At 43.4% G+C, this 15,732-nt stretch carries 14 protein-coding genes; 6 read left to right on the forward strand and 8 right to left on the reverse strand.

Features of this window, described 5'->3' with window-relative positions; genetic code table 11:
• Positions 1-131: 131 nt before the first annotated feature.
• From AB4Z17_RS16255 to AB4Z17_RS16265, 3 genes are all read right to left on the reverse strand, one after another.
• Positions 132-1,061 (reverse strand): metallophosphoesterase family protein, encoded by a 930-nt coding sequence (locus AB4Z17_RS16255; RefSeq protein ID WP_441960859.1) that lies wholly within the window; start codon positions 1,059-1,061, stop codon positions 132-134.
• Positions 1,062-1,252: 191 nt separating this feature from the next.
• Positions 1,253-2,095, reverse strand: coding sequence for an aldo/keto reductase (locus AB4Z17_RS16260; protein WP_441960873.1), 843 nt, complete (start codon positions 2,093-2,095; stop codon positions 1,253-1,255).
• Complete coding sequence (locus AB4Z17_RS16265; RefSeq protein ID WP_441960861.1) at positions 2,095-3,300, reverse strand: MFS transporter; 1,206 nt, start codon at positions 3,298-3,300, stop codon at positions 2,095-2,097. The genes AB4Z17_RS16260 and AB4Z17_RS16265 overlap by 1 nt, the downstream gene beginning before the upstream one ends.
• Positions 3,301-3,455: 155 nt before the next feature.
• On the opposite strand from AB4Z17_RS16265, the gene AB4Z17_RS16270 reads away from it, so the two are divergent.
• Positions 3,456-3,860: a winged helix-turn-helix transcriptional regulator gene (locus AB4Z17_RS16270; protein ID WP_339205642.1), complete on the forward strand. Its 405-nt coding sequence runs from the start codon at positions 3,456-3,458 to the stop codon at positions 3,858-3,860.
• Positions 3,861-3,921: 61 nt separating this feature from the next.
• On the opposite strand, the gene pepT is transcribed toward AB4Z17_RS16270, so the two are convergent.
• A complete protein-coding gene (gene pepT / locus AB4Z17_RS16275) occupies positions 3,922-5,154 on the reverse strand; it encodes a peptidase T (protein WP_441912972.1) in 1,233 nt (410 codons plus the stop codon).
• A 171-nt stretch (positions 5,155-5,325) separates the two neighbouring features.
• Here pepT and AB4Z17_RS16280 point away from each other — a divergent pair, with 171 nt between their 5' ends.
• The gene (locus tag AB4Z17_RS16280) at positions 5,326-6,033 is read left to right on the forward strand and encodes a DUF421 domain-containing protein (protein WP_441960862.1); all 708 of its coding nucleotides are present in this window, start codon (positions 5,326-5,328) and stop codon (positions 6,031-6,033) included.
• A gap of 62 nt (positions 6,034-6,095) precedes the next feature.
• Here AB4Z17_RS16280 and AB4Z17_RS16285 read toward each other — a convergent pair whose 3' ends face one another.
• Both AB4Z17_RS16285 and AB4Z17_RS16290 read right to left on the reverse strand, forming a co-directional pair.
• On the reverse strand, positions 6,096-7,619 hold the full coding sequence (locus tag AB4Z17_RS16285; protein ID WP_441960864.1) for a DHA2 family efflux MFS transporter permease subunit: 1,524 nt from the start codon (positions 7,617-7,619) through the stop codon (positions 6,096-6,098).
• A 1-nt stretch (position 7,620) separates the two neighbouring features.
• The gene (locus AB4Z17_RS16290) at positions 7,621-8,157 is read right to left on the reverse strand and encodes a PadR family transcriptional regulator (protein ID WP_441960866.1); all 537 of its coding nucleotides are present in this window, start codon (positions 8,155-8,157) and stop codon (positions 7,621-7,623) included.
• Positions 8,158-8,409: 252 nt separating this feature from the next.
• Between AB4Z17_RS16290 and AB4Z17_RS16295 the strand changes: the two genes are divergently transcribed.
• Positions 8,410-9,009, forward strand: a complete 600-nt coding sequence (locus AB4Z17_RS16295; RefSeq protein WP_441912958.1) for a TetR/AcrR family transcriptional regulator — start codon at positions 8,410-8,412, stop codon at positions 9,007-9,009.
• Positions 8,996-10,081, forward strand: a complete 1,086-nt coding sequence (locus AB4Z17_RS16300) for a DUF418 domain-containing protein (RefSeq protein ID WP_441960868.1) — start codon at positions 8,996-8,998, stop codon at positions 10,079-10,081. The genes AB4Z17_RS16295 and AB4Z17_RS16300 overlap by 14 nt, the downstream gene beginning before the upstream one ends.
• A 103-nt stretch (positions 10,082-10,184) precedes the next feature.
• Here AB4Z17_RS16300 and AB4Z17_RS16305 read toward each other — a convergent pair whose 3' ends face one another.
• Complete coding sequence (locus AB4Z17_RS16305; protein ID WP_441960875.1) at positions 10,185-11,162, reverse strand: DMT family transporter; 978 nt, start codon at positions 11,160-11,162, stop codon at positions 10,185-10,187.
• Here AB4Z17_RS16305 and AB4Z17_RS16310 point away from each other — a divergent pair.
• A complete protein-coding gene (locus AB4Z17_RS16310; RefSeq protein WP_441960870.1) occupies positions 11,155-11,916 on the forward strand; it encodes a LysR substrate-binding domain-containing protein in 762 nt (253 codons plus the stop codon). The genes AB4Z17_RS16305 and AB4Z17_RS16310 overlap by 8 nt on opposite strands.
• Positions 11,917-11,984: 68 nt before the next feature.
• On the opposite strand, the gene AB4Z17_RS16315 is transcribed toward AB4Z17_RS16310, so the two are convergent.
• Positions 11,985-12,416, reverse strand: coding sequence for an NUDIX hydrolase (locus tag AB4Z17_RS16315; RefSeq protein WP_441912965.1), 432 nt, complete (start codon positions 12,414-12,416; stop codon positions 11,985-11,987).
• Positions 12,417-12,598: 182 nt separating this feature from the next.
• Between AB4Z17_RS16315 and AB4Z17_RS16320 the strand changes: the two genes are divergently transcribed.
• Positions 12,599-15,732, forward strand: a 3,134-nt coding sequence (locus tag AB4Z17_RS16320) for a metallophosphoesterase (protein ID WP_441960872.1), incomplete at its 3' end; no start/stop codon positions are given.

A 15,732-nucleotide genomic window follows, 5' to 3' on the forward strand; every position in this document is an offset into this window, starting at 1 on the left:
AGGGATGCTCTATTAAGATATACAGTGTCACTTTATATAAAAACTATCTACGTCGTTGAGATTCCACCATTATTACATCAGTTATGTCTTCTCATTGGCGGTTCGTATTAGTATCGTCCTAATGGTTGCAATTAAACTTTCTCAGGAAGATGTTCTGGCTGATTGACGACAACAGATCCATCATCTAGTCTCAGCCATGTTTGGAAGTCAGCTTCCCCTTCGGTCAATTGTATGATCCTTGCACCACGCGGAAAACCCTCTTTTCCATAGGTGTTATAGCCCGTAGCTCTTCCATAACATAGACGGATGCCGTGAAGCTCACCCCAGTAATCATTGATATGATCATGGCCTACGAACGTACCGCGGACATCTTTCATTTCAAGAAAAGCTGTGAAAAGTCCGGAATTGATTTTTGGGCTCGCTACGCCCTCGTGCTTCTGCCCATAGCAGGTATGCTCGTTCCATACCTCGTTATATTCGGGCACAGGGATATGGAAAAACGCAAGCGAGGGCAGTGGCACATCATTGTTTTGTTTCGTCAAACGAGCAGATTGCTCCTTGTACCAGCCAATCTGGCTATGAGTTACCCAGGCATAGCCGCCAACTGGTTGATCGGCATACTCGCCTGAATCCAATAAATATAATGCGGCAGCGGGGCTGCTATTATTTTTAGAATGAATTTCTAGCACATAATTTCCCGCACGATCCCCCAGGCTTGGGCCCATTTCTGTTAAGCTGAGCGGTCTTTCCTGCTGCAAGCGAATAAGCTCTTCTCTGGTGGTGCCAACCTCGGTATCATGATTGCCAAATACAGCTGCCCATGGGATATTAAATTCTTCCGCTGCTTTGACAGCATTTTTAAAGGACTCTTGTCTATCAGTACAATGCTCACTATAAATAACGTCACCAGTAAAGATCACCAAATCCGGTGATTCTTCTTGCAGGACGTTCTTCATTAGCGAATAGGTTTGTAAATCCTCCTGCTGCCCGTTTTGCCAGTGCAGATCGGTAAATTGAACAATTTTGAATGTGCCATCTACTCGAAAGTTTAAGTTCGCCATAGTACCCTCCACTTGAATCTCATTCGAATTTCCGCCAAAAATATGTAGACAATGGTTTACGCAATGGTTTACGTACATTCATTTCGATATCATTCCGCATTATCCTGCAATAAGGCACGATTAAATAAGGGCTGTCCCAAACGTAGATATATTTGCGTTTGGGACAGCCCTATTGTTGTTTCGCTATTATATTAAAAATCAAAGTTATCGGGATCTGGACCCACCCGAAGATTTTGGTTCAGAGCGTCTATCCGGGACAGCTCACTCTCAGATAGTTCAAAATCAAATACATTACAGTTCTCGATGATGCGATGCTCTTTCGTTGACTTCGGAATCGTTACAATGCCATGCTGTAAATCCCAGCGCAGAATGACTTGAGCAATGGATTTGTTATGCTTTTCAGCAATCTCTTTAAGAACGGGATGATCTAACAGCTGACCTTGCATAAGCGGAGACCATGCTTCGATTTGAATGCCTTGTTTCTTGCAATAGTCGATTAACTCTTTCTGCGTTAGCTGCGGATGGAGCTCCACTTGATTGATCATCGGTTTAACGGCAGCATCTTTCATTAACGTCTCCAAATGATGAATCTGGAAATTGCTCACGCCGATCGCTTTGACTCGGCTATCCTTGTAAAGGGTCTCCAAAGCTCTCCACGCCTCTTGGAATTTGCCTTCTACAGGCCAATGAATCAGGTACAGGTCAAGATAGTCTAAACCGAGTTTATTTAGCGTAGCTTCGTAAGCCGCCAGTGTAGATTCATATCCGAGATCAGCATTCCAAACCTTTGATGTGACAAAAAGCTCTCCTCTAGTCACGTTATACTCAGCCAAAGCTTCACGAATGCCTTGACCGACACCTGTTTCAATGCCATAAATAGCTGCAGTATCAATACTGCGGTAACCGTTTTTAATCGCTGCTTTGACGGACTCAACCAGCTCCGCGCCATCCTCAACTTTAAAGACGCCAAGACCAAACCAAGGCATTTGAACACCGTTGTGAAGTGTAGTTGTATCCTGTAAATGTTTTGCGATCATAGTGAGACCCTCTTTTGTTTTGTTTCATCTTTTTTTTCTAATGCTTTTGCCCAGCCAGTCAAAATAACTGCTCCGAGAACCATCAATCCGCCAACCCATGCCGTATGAATAAGTCCCATCGAGTCCGTAACGACACCGCCCAAATACGCGCCAATGGCGATACCTGCGTTAAACGCAGCGATGTTGACAGCCGAAGCGACATCTACCGCCTTCGGCGCATAACGTTCAGCGAGCATCACGACATGCACTTGCAAGCCAGGTACGTTCATGAATGCAAATAGTCCCATCAAGATAATCGTAATTAAACCAACCACTTTAAACGGCGCGGTGAAGGTAAGAATAAAGAGTATGATAGCCTGTAAAATAAACATGTAAAACAAGGCGGTAATCGGCTTTTTGTTGGCAGCTTTCCCACCAATGACATTGCCGATGGCGATGGCGATGCCGTATACCAAAAGAATGGCCGCTACCGTACTTTCCTTAAATCCGGTTATATCGTGAAGCAACGGGGATAAATAAGTAAAGACAACAAACGTACCCCCGTACCCAATAGCAGTAATCGCGAATGCAAGCAGCAATCGTCCATTCGTAACTAGTTTTATCTGCTCGCGCAGCGGTACTCGGGTTCCTTTGCGCAGATCGGAAGGAATCAACACCATATTGGCAATAAAAGCGATAACGCCAATAAGAACTATGCCAACAAAAGCAGCACGCCAGCCCATATGCTGTCCAATCCAAGTGCCTAACGGTACGCCTGTAACGGTAGCTACAGTGAGTCCTGAGAACATAATTGCGATTGCGCTAGCTCTGCGGTTCTCGGGAACGAGATCGGCTGCAATGGTAGCGCCAATTGACATAAATACGCCATGAGCCAGTGCTGAGATGACGCGTGCGGTAAGTAAAATACCAACGCCGCTTGCCGATGCCGCAAGGCTGTTCCCAGCAATAAAAACAATCATGATCCAAAACAATAATGTTTTTCTCGGAATCGTAGATGTTAAAGATGTTAATATTGGAGCTCCAAAAGTAACCCCAAGAGCATACAACGTAACGGTTAGTGCCGATGTTGTAACCGATATATTCAAGTCTTCAGATATAAGCGGGAGCAGCCCTACACTGATGAACTCTGTTGTCCCAATCGCAAAGGCGCTTATGGCTAACGCTAGAAGCGCAAGGGTACTTCTTTTTTTATCTAAAGCCATTTGTATAACCCCTTTTGTATGGTATTGCCGGCCGGTAAGTGCTATTATGATGGGTTTAGGCAGTAATGAACAGTACGTACTTTGAAGTGCTATAGGTACTAAAAAGTAATAAATGCATAAGCAGCAGGCTTTAGCTCGATTGGGGAGGACAATTCATGATTAAGAAAAAATACAATATTTCAGTGGAAGCGACCTTGGAGGTTATTGGAGGCAAATGGAAATGCGTAATCCTTTGTCACTTAACGCATGGCAAAAAAAGAACGAGTGATCTCAAACGTATTATGCCCTCCATAACACAAAAGATGTTAACGCAGCAGCTGAGAGAGCTTGAGCAGGATGGCATCGTGAATCGAATAAGCTACAATGAGGTCCCGCCGCGGGTTGAATATGAGCTCAGTGAATACGGATGGAGCTTAAAATCGATATTGGACTCCCTCTGCTCATGGGGCGAGATTCATATTATTAAAGAATACGGCAATAAGGCTGCCGTATTGGAAGACAATGGCCTAAATAATCTTGAGATGGATATCGTCGAACAGGAAGAAGATGTGCTTTGCTAAACCATCAAATAACAAACAGCTGTCGTCATGTGGACGACAGCCTGTTTGTTTATGACGATTATTAAGCTTTTTGTTCGTACAGCTTAACGATTTCAATAATCGTATTGACGGCTTGTACCATATTGTTAACCGATACATATTCAAATCGGCCATGATAATTTTCTCCGCCGGTAAAAATATTCGGAGTCGGCAATCCCATGTAGGAAAGCTGCGAGCCGTCTGTGCCGCCGCGAATCGGCTCGATTAGCGGGGTAATGCCAAGGTTGATCATCGCTTGCTCTGCGATGTCTACGACTTGGATCACCGGCTCGATTTTCTCCTTCATATTGTAGTATTGATCTTTTATTTCAAGCACAATACGTTCTTCTCCGTGCTTCGCTTTCAGTTCCTCTACGATACGAGTTAGCTCCAGCTTTCTTTCATTAAATCGGATGCGGTCATGATCACGTATCAAATAATGAAGCTCCGTTTGCTCGACGTCGCCTTGAATGGATGACAGGTGGTAGAAGCCTTCATGGCCTTCTGTCTGCTCAGGTGTTTCGTTAGCCGGCAGTTTTGCGTGGAGCTCCATCGCCATTTTGGCGGCATTGATCATTTTGCCTTTGGCCGTTCCGGGATGCACGTTTTTGCCTTTGCATATAATGACAGCGCCAGCGGCATTAAAGCTTTCGTATTGAAGCTCGCCCAGCGGACCTCCATCCATTGTATAGGCATAGACCGCATCAAAGGCTTGTACATCAAACTTATGCGGACCTCGGCCGATTTCTTCATCAGGTGTGAAGGCTACTCTTATTTTACCGTGCTTCAACTCAGGATGATTAATGAGATGAGCCATCGCTGTCATGATCTCAGTTATGCCTGCTTTATCGTCTGCACCAAGTAGTGTCGTGCCGTCTGTTGTAATCAACGTATGACCTTTATAGCCGTGCAGCTCTGGGAAGTCGTTCGGTGACATAATGATGCGCTGTGCTTCATTTAAGATAATGTCGTTCCCGTCATATTGTTCAATAATTTGCGGCTTGACGTTAGTGCCAGTAAAGTCAGTTGCTGTATCGATATGCGCAAGGAAACCGATGGTTGGGATCTCTTTATCCGTATTGGCTGGAAGGGTAGCCATGACATAGCCGTTAACATCCATCGTAACCTCTTGCATGCCGATGGCTTTCAATTCCTCTACTAGCATATTAGCTAACGTCAGTTGTCCGGGCGTGGAAGGGCAGGTTTCGCTGCTTTCATCGGACTGTGTGTCCACCTGCGCGTAAGTGATAAATCTGTTTATAATCTCGGTTTTCATCATTCTCAGCTCCAATACAAATAGTCATATAGCAAAATACAATACAAAAGCGACGTATCTTCATCGTCACTAGAAGTGGTCTCTAATCTGTTCACTTTAAAGATGATACGCTGTTCCATGATTTTTTTCAAATCGCTTGGGTAACAATAAGAGTAGAGGTGGAATCACAGCATGCATACCTATATGGATATTTTAATACGTACGATTGTTGCTATTTTACTGCTTCTACTAGTAGCTAGAATATTGGGGAAACAGACGATTTCCAACATGACATTTCATGATTTTGTGACCGGCATTACGATAGGGGCACTTGCAGCCAATTTGGCATTCAATGAAACATTGAAATGGTCGCATATTACTTTGTCACTCGCGGTTATGACGGTTACGTCTTATCTGTTATCTGTCGTTGCCTTAAAGAGCCGTAAATTAAGAAGCTGGATTTCAGGCTCCCCCACGGTACTCATTGAAGGCGGAAAAATCCTTGAGAATAATATGAAGAAGGTTAGATATACTTTGGATTCTTTGGATCAAGCTTTAAGAGAAAATGGGATTTTTAATATGGATGAGGTTGAATATGCAGTTCTTGAGGATAATGGAATGGTGTCTGTATTAAAAAAAGACGAGTATCAGCTTGTCACGAAAAAGGACATGAAACTTCAATTAAACAAGCTGGAGTTTCCAATTGAATTGATTATGGATGGTTTACTTTTGGAAAAAGAAATGAAAGAGAATGGGCTGACGAAGGAATGGCTGGAAAACGAACTGAGAAAGAAAGGGAAGAAAATATCTGACGTTTTCTACGCGGTAAGAGGGACAAAGAAGCAGCTCATCTTTGACTTTTATGAAGACKGTATACATAAACCTACGGATAAAGAATAAGGATGCACGCAACGGTAATTTGCATCGCAGATCACAGATTACCGTTACATGTCCGTTTACCTCTATATGTGTGTAGCGCTGGTGGTTGTTTTTTTTGTGGCTCCGAGTCTGCTTGCACCAACAAACATAGCGGTGATTAAGCCAATGCTGCCCACACAAATGCTGAGTATAAAGCCGTGATTGATCGCTGTTGCCAGCGCCTCTTGCAGAAACTTGCGTATTTGCGGATCTAGCTGACCACCTGCTCGCATGAGCAGTTCCGGATTGGCAAGTGTATTGATTTTGTCAGAAGGAATGCCAGCTTTATCTGCACCTGCCGTAATTAATCGATGCAAGTTGTTGTTCACAATCGTCGCCATAATGGATGCACCCAATATGCCGCCAATGTTGCGCCAGAAGCCGACGATAGATGAGCTGACGCCCATATATTTAGGATCAACGTTTGCAGCAATCGAGCTCTGTGCGACACTCATTAGAGGGCCAACGGCACCAAAGCCAAGCAGAATCATAAGTACAATCATATAGCCGCTGGAAGCATGAGCGCTAACTGTAGAAAGCAGCGTAGCTACAATAATAGTCATTAGCATAGTGAACAGCATGAGTGTACGGAAGGCGAATTTGGATTGCAGGAAACCAAATAGAATAGCACCCCCGATTAACGAGGCCATCATAGGCGTCAATACGCCGTTTGAGTTGCTATGTCCTAACACCCCTACCGTAAAGCTAGGTAGATACGTAATGGCGGAGAACATAATGACGCCCTGGCAGAAGCAAAGAATACTTGTGCCCAAGACCATCTTATTTTTAAAGATACTTAGTGGAAGGACGGGTTCAGGAGCTCGCAGCTCGACGAAAATAAATAAAGCGCCGATTACAGCTGAGATCGTGAATAAGCTAATTTCCTGCCAGGAGCTCCATGCGTAGTTTTTGCCGCCCCATTCGAGCGCCAGCATTAAGGAGACCGTAGTAATGATCAAAAACAATGTTCCCAAATAATCGATTTTTGGTTTTTTCTCTGAACGTGTTTCTTTGAGCGCAATCATCAGAACAATCATGGATGCCAAACCGATGGGAATGTTGATATAGAAGTTCCATCTCCACCCAAAGTGTTCAGCAATGAAGCTGCCGAGCTGCGGGCCTGCAACGGAGGATAGGCCGAAGATCGCACCGAATACGCCAGACATTTTTGCTGCATCCTTCGGGTCTTTAAATATCGTATAAATAATCGTAAAGCTGATTGGGAACAAGGCGCCGGAGCCAATTCCTTGAATGACGCGGAACCAGATGAGCTGATCAGCACTCTGAGCGATACCGCATAAGGCGGAGCCGATCAAGAACAAGCCAATACCAATCATATAAAACATTTTTCTGCCGAATAGGTCGGACATCTTGCCGAACACGAGCATCGTGCTTGTTGCTGCCAGCATGTAGGCCGTAAAAACCCAGCTGACTTTATCGAAAATGTTAAAGTCCTGACTGAGCTTGTTAATGCAGGAGGCTACAATCGTATTGTCCAAAGATGCCATTAATAACCCTAGTGCCATGGCAAGAATGATGAGGTTATTGTTTGAACGTGATTTTTCCATCCTAAACCCTCTTTTCCTGTTCTAATTTATCCATACGATCCAGCCCCTCTTGGATCGCTTCCAGCTTAGCACTATATTCCTTAATTCCGATTTCAATGCATATGATATGTCCAGGCTGCATGGTGCTTTTATATAGGGCGTATTTATCGCGCAGCTGATCGAGCTGTGTCTGTGTATACTCTTGTGCCTGCTTCAACCACATAACTACCATGTCATTGCCTACCAGCTGGCCAAAATAAAGCCGCATCAGGAAATCTGATTTGACCGTATCCGTTTCCATCGGGCTGTGCAGATATTCGTAAAATCTGCTTTTCCCAGCCTCTGTGATAGTGAACACATTTTTATTCGGCTTGCCCTCTTGCTGCACATTTTCCTTCGTGATCAATGCCTCTTTTTCCATCCGATGCAGCATCGGATAAATCGTTCCATAGCTTGAGCTATAGAAATAAGAGAAAATATCCTCGAACAATTGTTTAATTTCATAACCGGATAATGATCGTCTCATAAGCATGCCTAAAATAACGTCCTGACTGTTCAAAGCAAATGTGCCTCCTTGTCATTTTACTTAGGATAGAATGGGTGTAAGTGTAATAAATATCCATATTTATATTACGATCCATAATATATCACTCCGATATAGGTGGTGTCAATATTTAGAAATAAAACAATTGGTAAATAAAAAAGAATGAGTAAATCACTCACTTTTCATAAAATTCTACCTAACGATAGGTTGAAAAATAATAATAAGAGTGATATTCTAAAACAAATTCAAGGTATAGGAGGAGTTGCAATGAGTAAAAGCGAGGAAACATTGGCATCCATCAAAGAAGTGAGCTATCAACTATTTGCAGAGGTGGGCATTACGAAAACGACTTATTCGATGATTGCTAAAGCCGTTGGAATAGCTAAGCCGTCCATTTATTATTACTTTAAATCGAAAGAAGATCTCATAGCGGCAATTTTTGAGGACTTGTGCAGCGCGATTCAGTTCTCGACATTTTTTGAAATGGATACTTTTACAAAAGACAATTTTGAGGAGAAGCTAGTTAAGCTCGGACTCCATATGATTGATGAGCAGGCTAAGGACCCTTATTATAATCGCGTATTGCAGGAATATATGTTAATGGCAACAAGGTATCCCTTTTATCACGAGAAGCTGCTTATGATCCAAAAAGGGTATTTGCACGGCTTTGAGATGCTGATGGAGAAAGCTAAACATTTTGGACTTGTTTCAGATCAGGCGAGTGCTGCCAAAGCACATATGCTTGCCTTAGTGCTTGATAACATTGGCAACTTTATGATGCTGGTTGAACATATTGATTATAAACAGATCTGGGTAGAGGCTGTAAGCGGCGTTTTCAAAGGAAGTGATGCTAGTGGAAGTAAGTAAACGATTGATTGGGCTGGATTTTGCCCGTGCATGGGCACTGTTCGGCATGCTCATCGTAAACTTTATTGTAATTACAAATGCTGAGCATAATGGCCCTGCGTGGTTGATTACTGTTACTTCGTTATTTCAAGGACGAGCCTCGGCTTTATTCGTCTTACTTGCTGGCATAGGCATTTCGCTCATGTCTCGGAAAGCTGTTGCTAGTTACGATAAAACAAAGATTAGGGTTGTTCGCCAAATGATTTGGAAAAGATCGCTGTTCTTGTTTGTAATCGGATTATTGCTATATGTTATGGAATGGACAGGTGATATTTTACATTATTATGGTGTTTATCTGTTCATGGCTGCAGTGCTAATTACGGTAAGAGACAGGATATTGTATGGACTGGGCGCAGCTATATTAATAACAGCACAATGCCTTCAGCTTGTATTCGATACCTTTAAAGGATGGGGCGGTCCTGTACCGTTTATGCATTATGTGGATTTTTGGACGTTGGAAGGTTTTGTTCGCAATTTATTTTTTAATGGCTATCATCCTATATTTCCATGGTTTTGTTTCTTCATCATCGGACTCTTAATAGGAAGAATAGATATTCATAACAAGGCGCTGCGAATGAAGCTGCTGATCATTGGAGCAAGTGTCACGATAACCATGGAGCTGCTGTCAAAAATGCTAACTTATTTGTTCATCCCGAGCATGGGCAGCGAAATTGCTAAGTTTTTGTTCAGCACAGGTCCGATTCTGCCGAATGTTTTGTACATATTATCTGCATCGGGTTCGGCTATTGCCTTCTTAATTCTAAGTCTGTTCTTGACTGAAAAATACGATAAAAGCTGGTTTATAAACGTTATCGTACAAACAGGCCAGTTAACGTTGACTCATTATGTGAGCCATGTGGTAATTGGTATCGGTGTTCTCATTGCACTAAATCGATTGGAAAACCAATCGTTGATATTCGCCTCTATATACTCATTTTGTTTTTTCTTATTTAGCATTCTATGTAGTGTGCTTTGGCGTAAGAGATTTTCAAGAGGGCCGATTGAACTGCTGATGAGGAAAATTACGGGATAAAGCGGCAAGCTTATCCATCCGCTCTCTTTACAATAACGAAGTTAAAAACAACACCACTCCATCAGGAGTGGTGTTGTTGTTTTATATTTATCTTATAGTTTGGTTAAGGGGTAGCTTTGACAGCCTGACCATTGGGATGACGAGGAGCAGCATAAGTGCTCGGATTAGCTTTGCTCATTGCTTTTCTCTGCTGCACATTGTTTCGAACAAGCGCGAAGATGACGAGCAAGGTRCCGAAAAACTCATAAGCGCTAATGTGGTAGCCTTGAAAAGCCATAATGACGAAAGTAGTAATCGGAACGAAATTAATGAACAATATGCCATTTAGCGGCGATAATAATTTGATGCCTGCATTCCAGCATAACAAAGCAGCTAATCCAGGCAATAGAATCATAAAGGACATTTCATATTTGATTGAAAGTATCGTTTCCCAAGTGGGTACAGGCAGCACGCCAAAGGTGGATGCAAGTGTAACGATAACAAAAGATACGGYGCTGCCTAGCAAACAGGTTAACGTGGAATAGCGGAGTATGGACCATTGTTTAAACTGCGTACCGCCCATGGAGTAGATCACCCATCCAACAACTCCTGTAAAGATGAGCAGGAGCGGGAACATATGTTGACCAGCCATTATGAAAAARGCTAATTTTCCGTTCGTAATGACGAGTAGTGCGCCTACAAGGGCGATGGCTACACTCGTCAGCATATATTTTTTGGGCGCGGTTTTTTTAGTGACCCACAATACCATAATAGATATCATCGGCATAAGCACTTCCATTATGGAAGCAGCGACGGTGCCGGATTCCCCCATCATATGCTGTCCAAGGAATACGGCCATATTGTAGACTGTAAAGGCCATTGTCCCATAGAACAATAAAGATTTGCCTCTGCCCTCTAAGCGGAATGCAGATTTACCCTCTTTCACTAGCAAGAGCACGCTCAGAATGATTGCAACGACAAAATAGCGAATAAACGAGAAATAAAATGGATCAATTTGCTGTAAAGCAACGTGGGCTACAGGAAACATGGCTCCCCACGACATACTTGCAACGAGGCAAAGTATAGAGCCGATAATGACTATTAAGCTGCTGGAAAAAGAACTGGATACGCCGTTATTTTATCGCCATAAGCGTGGAATGATTTTAAATACGGAAGGCAAACGTCTGCTCGAGCATTCGAAAGAGATCTTGTCCAAAATGGAAGAAATGAAGCGTACCTTTCACAATAAAACAAATCCTTCCGGTGTCCTGGAAATCGGAATTGTGGAAACCGTTATCGCGCTTCCTCATATTTTATCGTCGTATTACAGCAAGTATCCGAATGTAGAATTATCGCTGAAAGCCGGAGTGACGGATCAACTGCTGCAAGAAGTTCTGGATATGAAGCTGGATGGCGCTTTTGTTACCGGACCTATTAGGCATCCCTTAATCGAGCAGGTAGAGGTTATTCAAGAAAAGCTAGTGCTGGTGACAAAGGGTGATGCGTTCTCGATGGACGACATTACGACAAAACCGCTCTTGCTCTACAACAAAGGCTGCGGTTACCGCGGGAGACTGGAAAGCTGGATGAAGGTAGAGGGCATAATTCCAAAACAAATTATGGAGTTTGGCACTTTTGGGACGATTATTGGCAGTGTCGCAGCGGGGGTAGGCATAACGATTATTCCCGAATCCTCGATTATTGATTTGGCTGCTAACGGCACCGTTTACTGTCATAGTGTACCTGAGCCATATCGTGATATTACGACAATTTTTATTCGGCGCAAGGATTCCTATTTAACAAGTACATTACAGTGCTTTATTGATGAAATTATTGCTCGGACGAGCGGAGTGTAATCGAATGTGATATGAAAAAAAATCGGTGCAGGGATTACGCCTGCACCGACTTTTTTCATAGCCTTTCCTTATTCGAACCACTGTCTCGGCCCTATCGTGTGGAAGCTCTCCGTCTGATCTGGATTCAAAGCATCTTGGATTCGTTTATAAGTAAAGTCACTCAATGGTCTAGGCAGATCATCAATATGGCAGTACTGGCAGGCTGTAATTTCTTTATAACAAGGCTGAGGGGCTTGATTGTTTACGGTTTTGCAAATGAAAACAAAGTGGTGCATATCATAATGCGGCTCGTAGTATACACCCGTTAAGCGATCTACGGTTACCTCGAGACCTGTTTCTTCTAATACTTCTCTTCTCGCCGTTTCCTGCGCAGACTCGTTTTGTTCGGATAACCCGCCGGGTATTTCCCAATTGTATTTTCCGTAGTTATGTTTCACCAGCAGAACACGATTTTCAGAATCAACGATAATAGCAGCCGCACCAACCGGTTTGTTTGACAATTAAAGTCCTCCTATTTATCTGTATGAATAATGGCATTCTCTATACGGAACCATATGGAAAAAAGTTGCAGCGATATTTACAATACCTTCACCCTGAGATAATAGAGCAATGATATCTTCTTGTTATGATGAGGCAGTCATGTTTATGCGGATTGTCAAAATTGTTTACAAAGGAGATTATTATGAACTACGTCAACAAAAAGGTATTATCTATTCTGTTATCCTTGGCATTATTGCTTGGTTTGCTCGGAGCAGCCGCACCATCCCCGGTCGCTGCTGCTTCTGCGACTGAGCCGGTGACGTTACTGCCGGGAAATTCGGTTTGGAAATATTACGATAAAGGTATAAATCAAGGCACAGTATGGAGGTCTACTTATGACGATTCGGCGTGGAGCTCGGGCAGTGCCCCGCTTGGTTATAAGGATTCCGGCGCAATAATTAGTGCAACTGGTTTTGGCGCATTGAAAACAATTGTAGATTATGGAACGAATAAAAGTAAAAAACCTCCGACGACATATTTTCGGACGAATCTGAATGTAGATAAGAACAGCGTTGACCATTATGGACAGCTGCTAGCTACATTTGCCATTGATGATGGTGCAGTGGTTTATGTAAATGGAGTAGAGGTTGTCCGTCTGGGCATGCCGACAGGCGAAGTTTCTTATGAAACGCTTGCGGCTTCGAATAAGGATCTTCCAGTCGTTTATCCAGATGTAGACCTAACAATACCATTAAAGGCTGCCTTAAAAGACGGTAACAATGAGCTTGCTGTTGAGGTTCATCAGCAAAGCGCCGGCAGCTCCGACCTCTTCTTTGATATGAAGCTGATTGCTCTGCAAGAGGCACCTAAGGTAGAAGTAAGTAAAGTGACGGTCACTTTCAATGGTGATCCCGTCAGTTCAAAAGGATTTACATGGTACACGCCGTTTGACGCAAGTCAAAGCGATTTGCAAGTGGTAGAAAAAACAGGTGCTGCAGCAGATTTTACGAACGCAACGGCATTTAAGGGTCGTTCAACCGTTGCTAAGAACTCCTTAGCAGAGCTTGTTCATAAAGCTGAAGCGACGGGCTTGAAAGCAAACACGACGTATTACTTCCGTGTAGGCGATCAGTCGTTGAATTTGTGGAGTGAGACAGGCACATTCCAAACAGCACCAACAGGCGGAGCGTTCTCCTTTATTGATTTAACGGATACACAAGCGAAGGAAGAGGACGAGGCGCAAATCTCCGGCTCAACCATAGCTAAGGCGCTAGAAACTGTGCCAGATGCAAAATTCGTCGTTCATAATGGCGATGTAGTTGAGAATGGGACATCCGAGCAGGAGTGGAATTGGCTGCTTGGACATTCACAACCAAGTTTGCTGAATACAACGATTGTACCTTCAGCTGGTAACCATGAGGATAAAAACTACGCATTTTATGATCATTTTAATGTGAAGCAAGCTGAAAATTCAGCAACAGTAACAGGTGCTTATTATTCGTACGATTACAGCAATGCTCATTTTATCGTGCTGAATTCGAACGAGAACTCAACTGAGTATGCGAATTTCTCAGTAGACCAGGTAGAATGGTTGAAGAAAGATGCAGCAGCAGCGAAAGCAGCAGGCGCAGAGTGGATCATCGTTAATATACATAAAGGTCCATATACAACTTCAAACCATGCGACGGACAGCGATATTATGGGCGCTAACGGCGTAAGAAACAAAATCGCTCCACTCATGAATGAACTAGGTATTGATTTTGTGCTTCAAGGACATGACCATATCTTTGCTCGTACAAAACCAATTAAAAAGGATGGCACTGCAGAATCGGTTGAAAAAATTACAGAATCTCTAAATGGACAAACGATTGAATACGCAGTAAAGCCTGACGGCACGATTTATATGATTCCAGCTACAGCTGGTGCGAAAGTTTATTTCAAGAACCAAGATGCACGGCTTGGCGATGCGTATTACAATCTCTTCGACAAAGCGGATGAAAATCATGCTCGCAAGTATGGCGACACGACAAGTGCAGCACGTGGAAAGGTACAGAACTTCGTTGGCGTTAACATTGACGGCGGCAAGTTAACCGCTGTTGTTTACGAAATTGACGGTAATATTGATGGCGGAAAACCATTYATCGTWGATCAATTCGGTATTCTAAAAGAAGAAAAACCGGATTACAGCAAAGAAAAAGTAAGCAAGGTTACAGTAACCTTTAACGGCGATCCAGTAAGCTCCAAAGGCTTTGCATGGTACACTTCACTGCTTCTTAAAGGCAATGACCTGCAAGTGGTAGAGAAAACGAACGCAGCGCCAGATTTCACAAAAGCAATTAATTTTGCAGGGCGTTCTACCGTTTCTTCCAACTCACCTTCTGAGCTTGTGCATAAGGCAGAAGCAACGGGCTTGAMGGCAAAYACGTCRTACAATTTCCGTGTGGGCGACGCGGCACTGAACATTTGGAGTGAAGYAGGAACATTCCAAACYGCACCAGTAAACGGAGCATTCACATTCATCGACYTGGCGGATACGCAGGCYAAAGAAGARGATGAGGCGAAGCTTTCAGCTGAGACGCTGGAGAAAGCACTTGCTACAGTACCAAGCGCACAATTCGTGGTGCACAACGGTGATATTGTAGATACAGGCACAAAAGAAGAGCAGTGGAACTGGCTGCTTGGSCATTCACAAGAAAGCCTGCTTAACACAACCATTGCACCATCAGCAGGTAACCATGAAGATAAGAACAATGCATTCTACGAGCATTTTAATATCAAGCAAGCAGAGAACTCTGCAACGTTAACGGGTGCATACTACTCGTACGATTACAGCAACGCACACTTTGTTGTGCTGAACTCGAATGAGACTTCGGCAAAATATGCGAACTTCTCCGAGGSGCAAGTCGAGTGGTTGAAAAAAGACGTGCAAGCAGCGAAAGCAGCAGGCTCGCAGTGGATTATTGTCAACATTCACAAAGGTCCATATACGACCTCAAACCATGCAACGGACAGCGATATTATGGGCGCTAACGGCGTAAGAAACCAAATCGCACCGATTATGGCAGAGCTCGGAATYGACTTTGTWGTACAAGGCCATGACCATATCTATGCCCGKACMAAACCGATCAAAAAAGATGGAACAGCAGCAGCAACAGAGAAGATTACTGAAACAYTGAACGGTGAAAAGATTGAGTATACGGTGAATCCGGATGGTTCAATCTACATGATTCCTGCAACAGCAGGTCCGAAGGTATACTACAAGAATGCAAAACCWGMACTTGGCGAAGCCTATTACAGTCTGTTCGAGCGTGCGGAAGAGAACCATGCGGCTAAATA

The organism is Paenibacillus sp. TAF43_2 (assembly GCF_052113545.1).
GTDB lineage: Bacteria > Bacillota > Bacilli > Paenibacillales > Paenibacillaceae > Pristimantibacillus.

Coding starts and splice junctions, on each gene's coding strand:
- AB4Z17_RS16255 (WP_441960859.1), bottom strand. CDS start 1,061: ATGGCGAACTTAAACTTTCGAGTAGATGGCACATTCAAAATTGTTCAA.
- AB4Z17_RS16295 (WP_441912958.1), top strand. CDS start 8,410: ATGAGTAAAAGCGAGGAAACATTGGCATCCATCAAAGAAGTGAGCTAT.
- pepT (WP_441912972.1), bottom strand. CDS start 5,154: ATGAAAACCGAGATTATAAACAGATTTATCACTTACGCGCAGGTGGAC.
- AB4Z17_RS16285 (WP_441960864.1), bottom strand. CDS start 7,619: ATGGAAAAATCACGTTCAAACAATAACCTCATCATTCTTGCCATGGCA.
- AB4Z17_RS16310 (WP_441960870.1), top strand. CDS start 11,155: ATGACTATTAAGCTGCTGGAAAAAGAACTGGATACGCCGTTATTTTAT.
- AB4Z17_RS16265 (WP_441960861.1), bottom strand. CDS start 3,300: ATGGCTTTAGATAAAAAAAGAAGTACCCTTGCGCTTCTAGCGTTAGCC.
- AB4Z17_RS16270 (WP_339205642.1), top strand. CDS start 3,456: ATGATTAAGAAAAAATACAATATTTCAGTGGAAGCGACCTTGGAGGTT.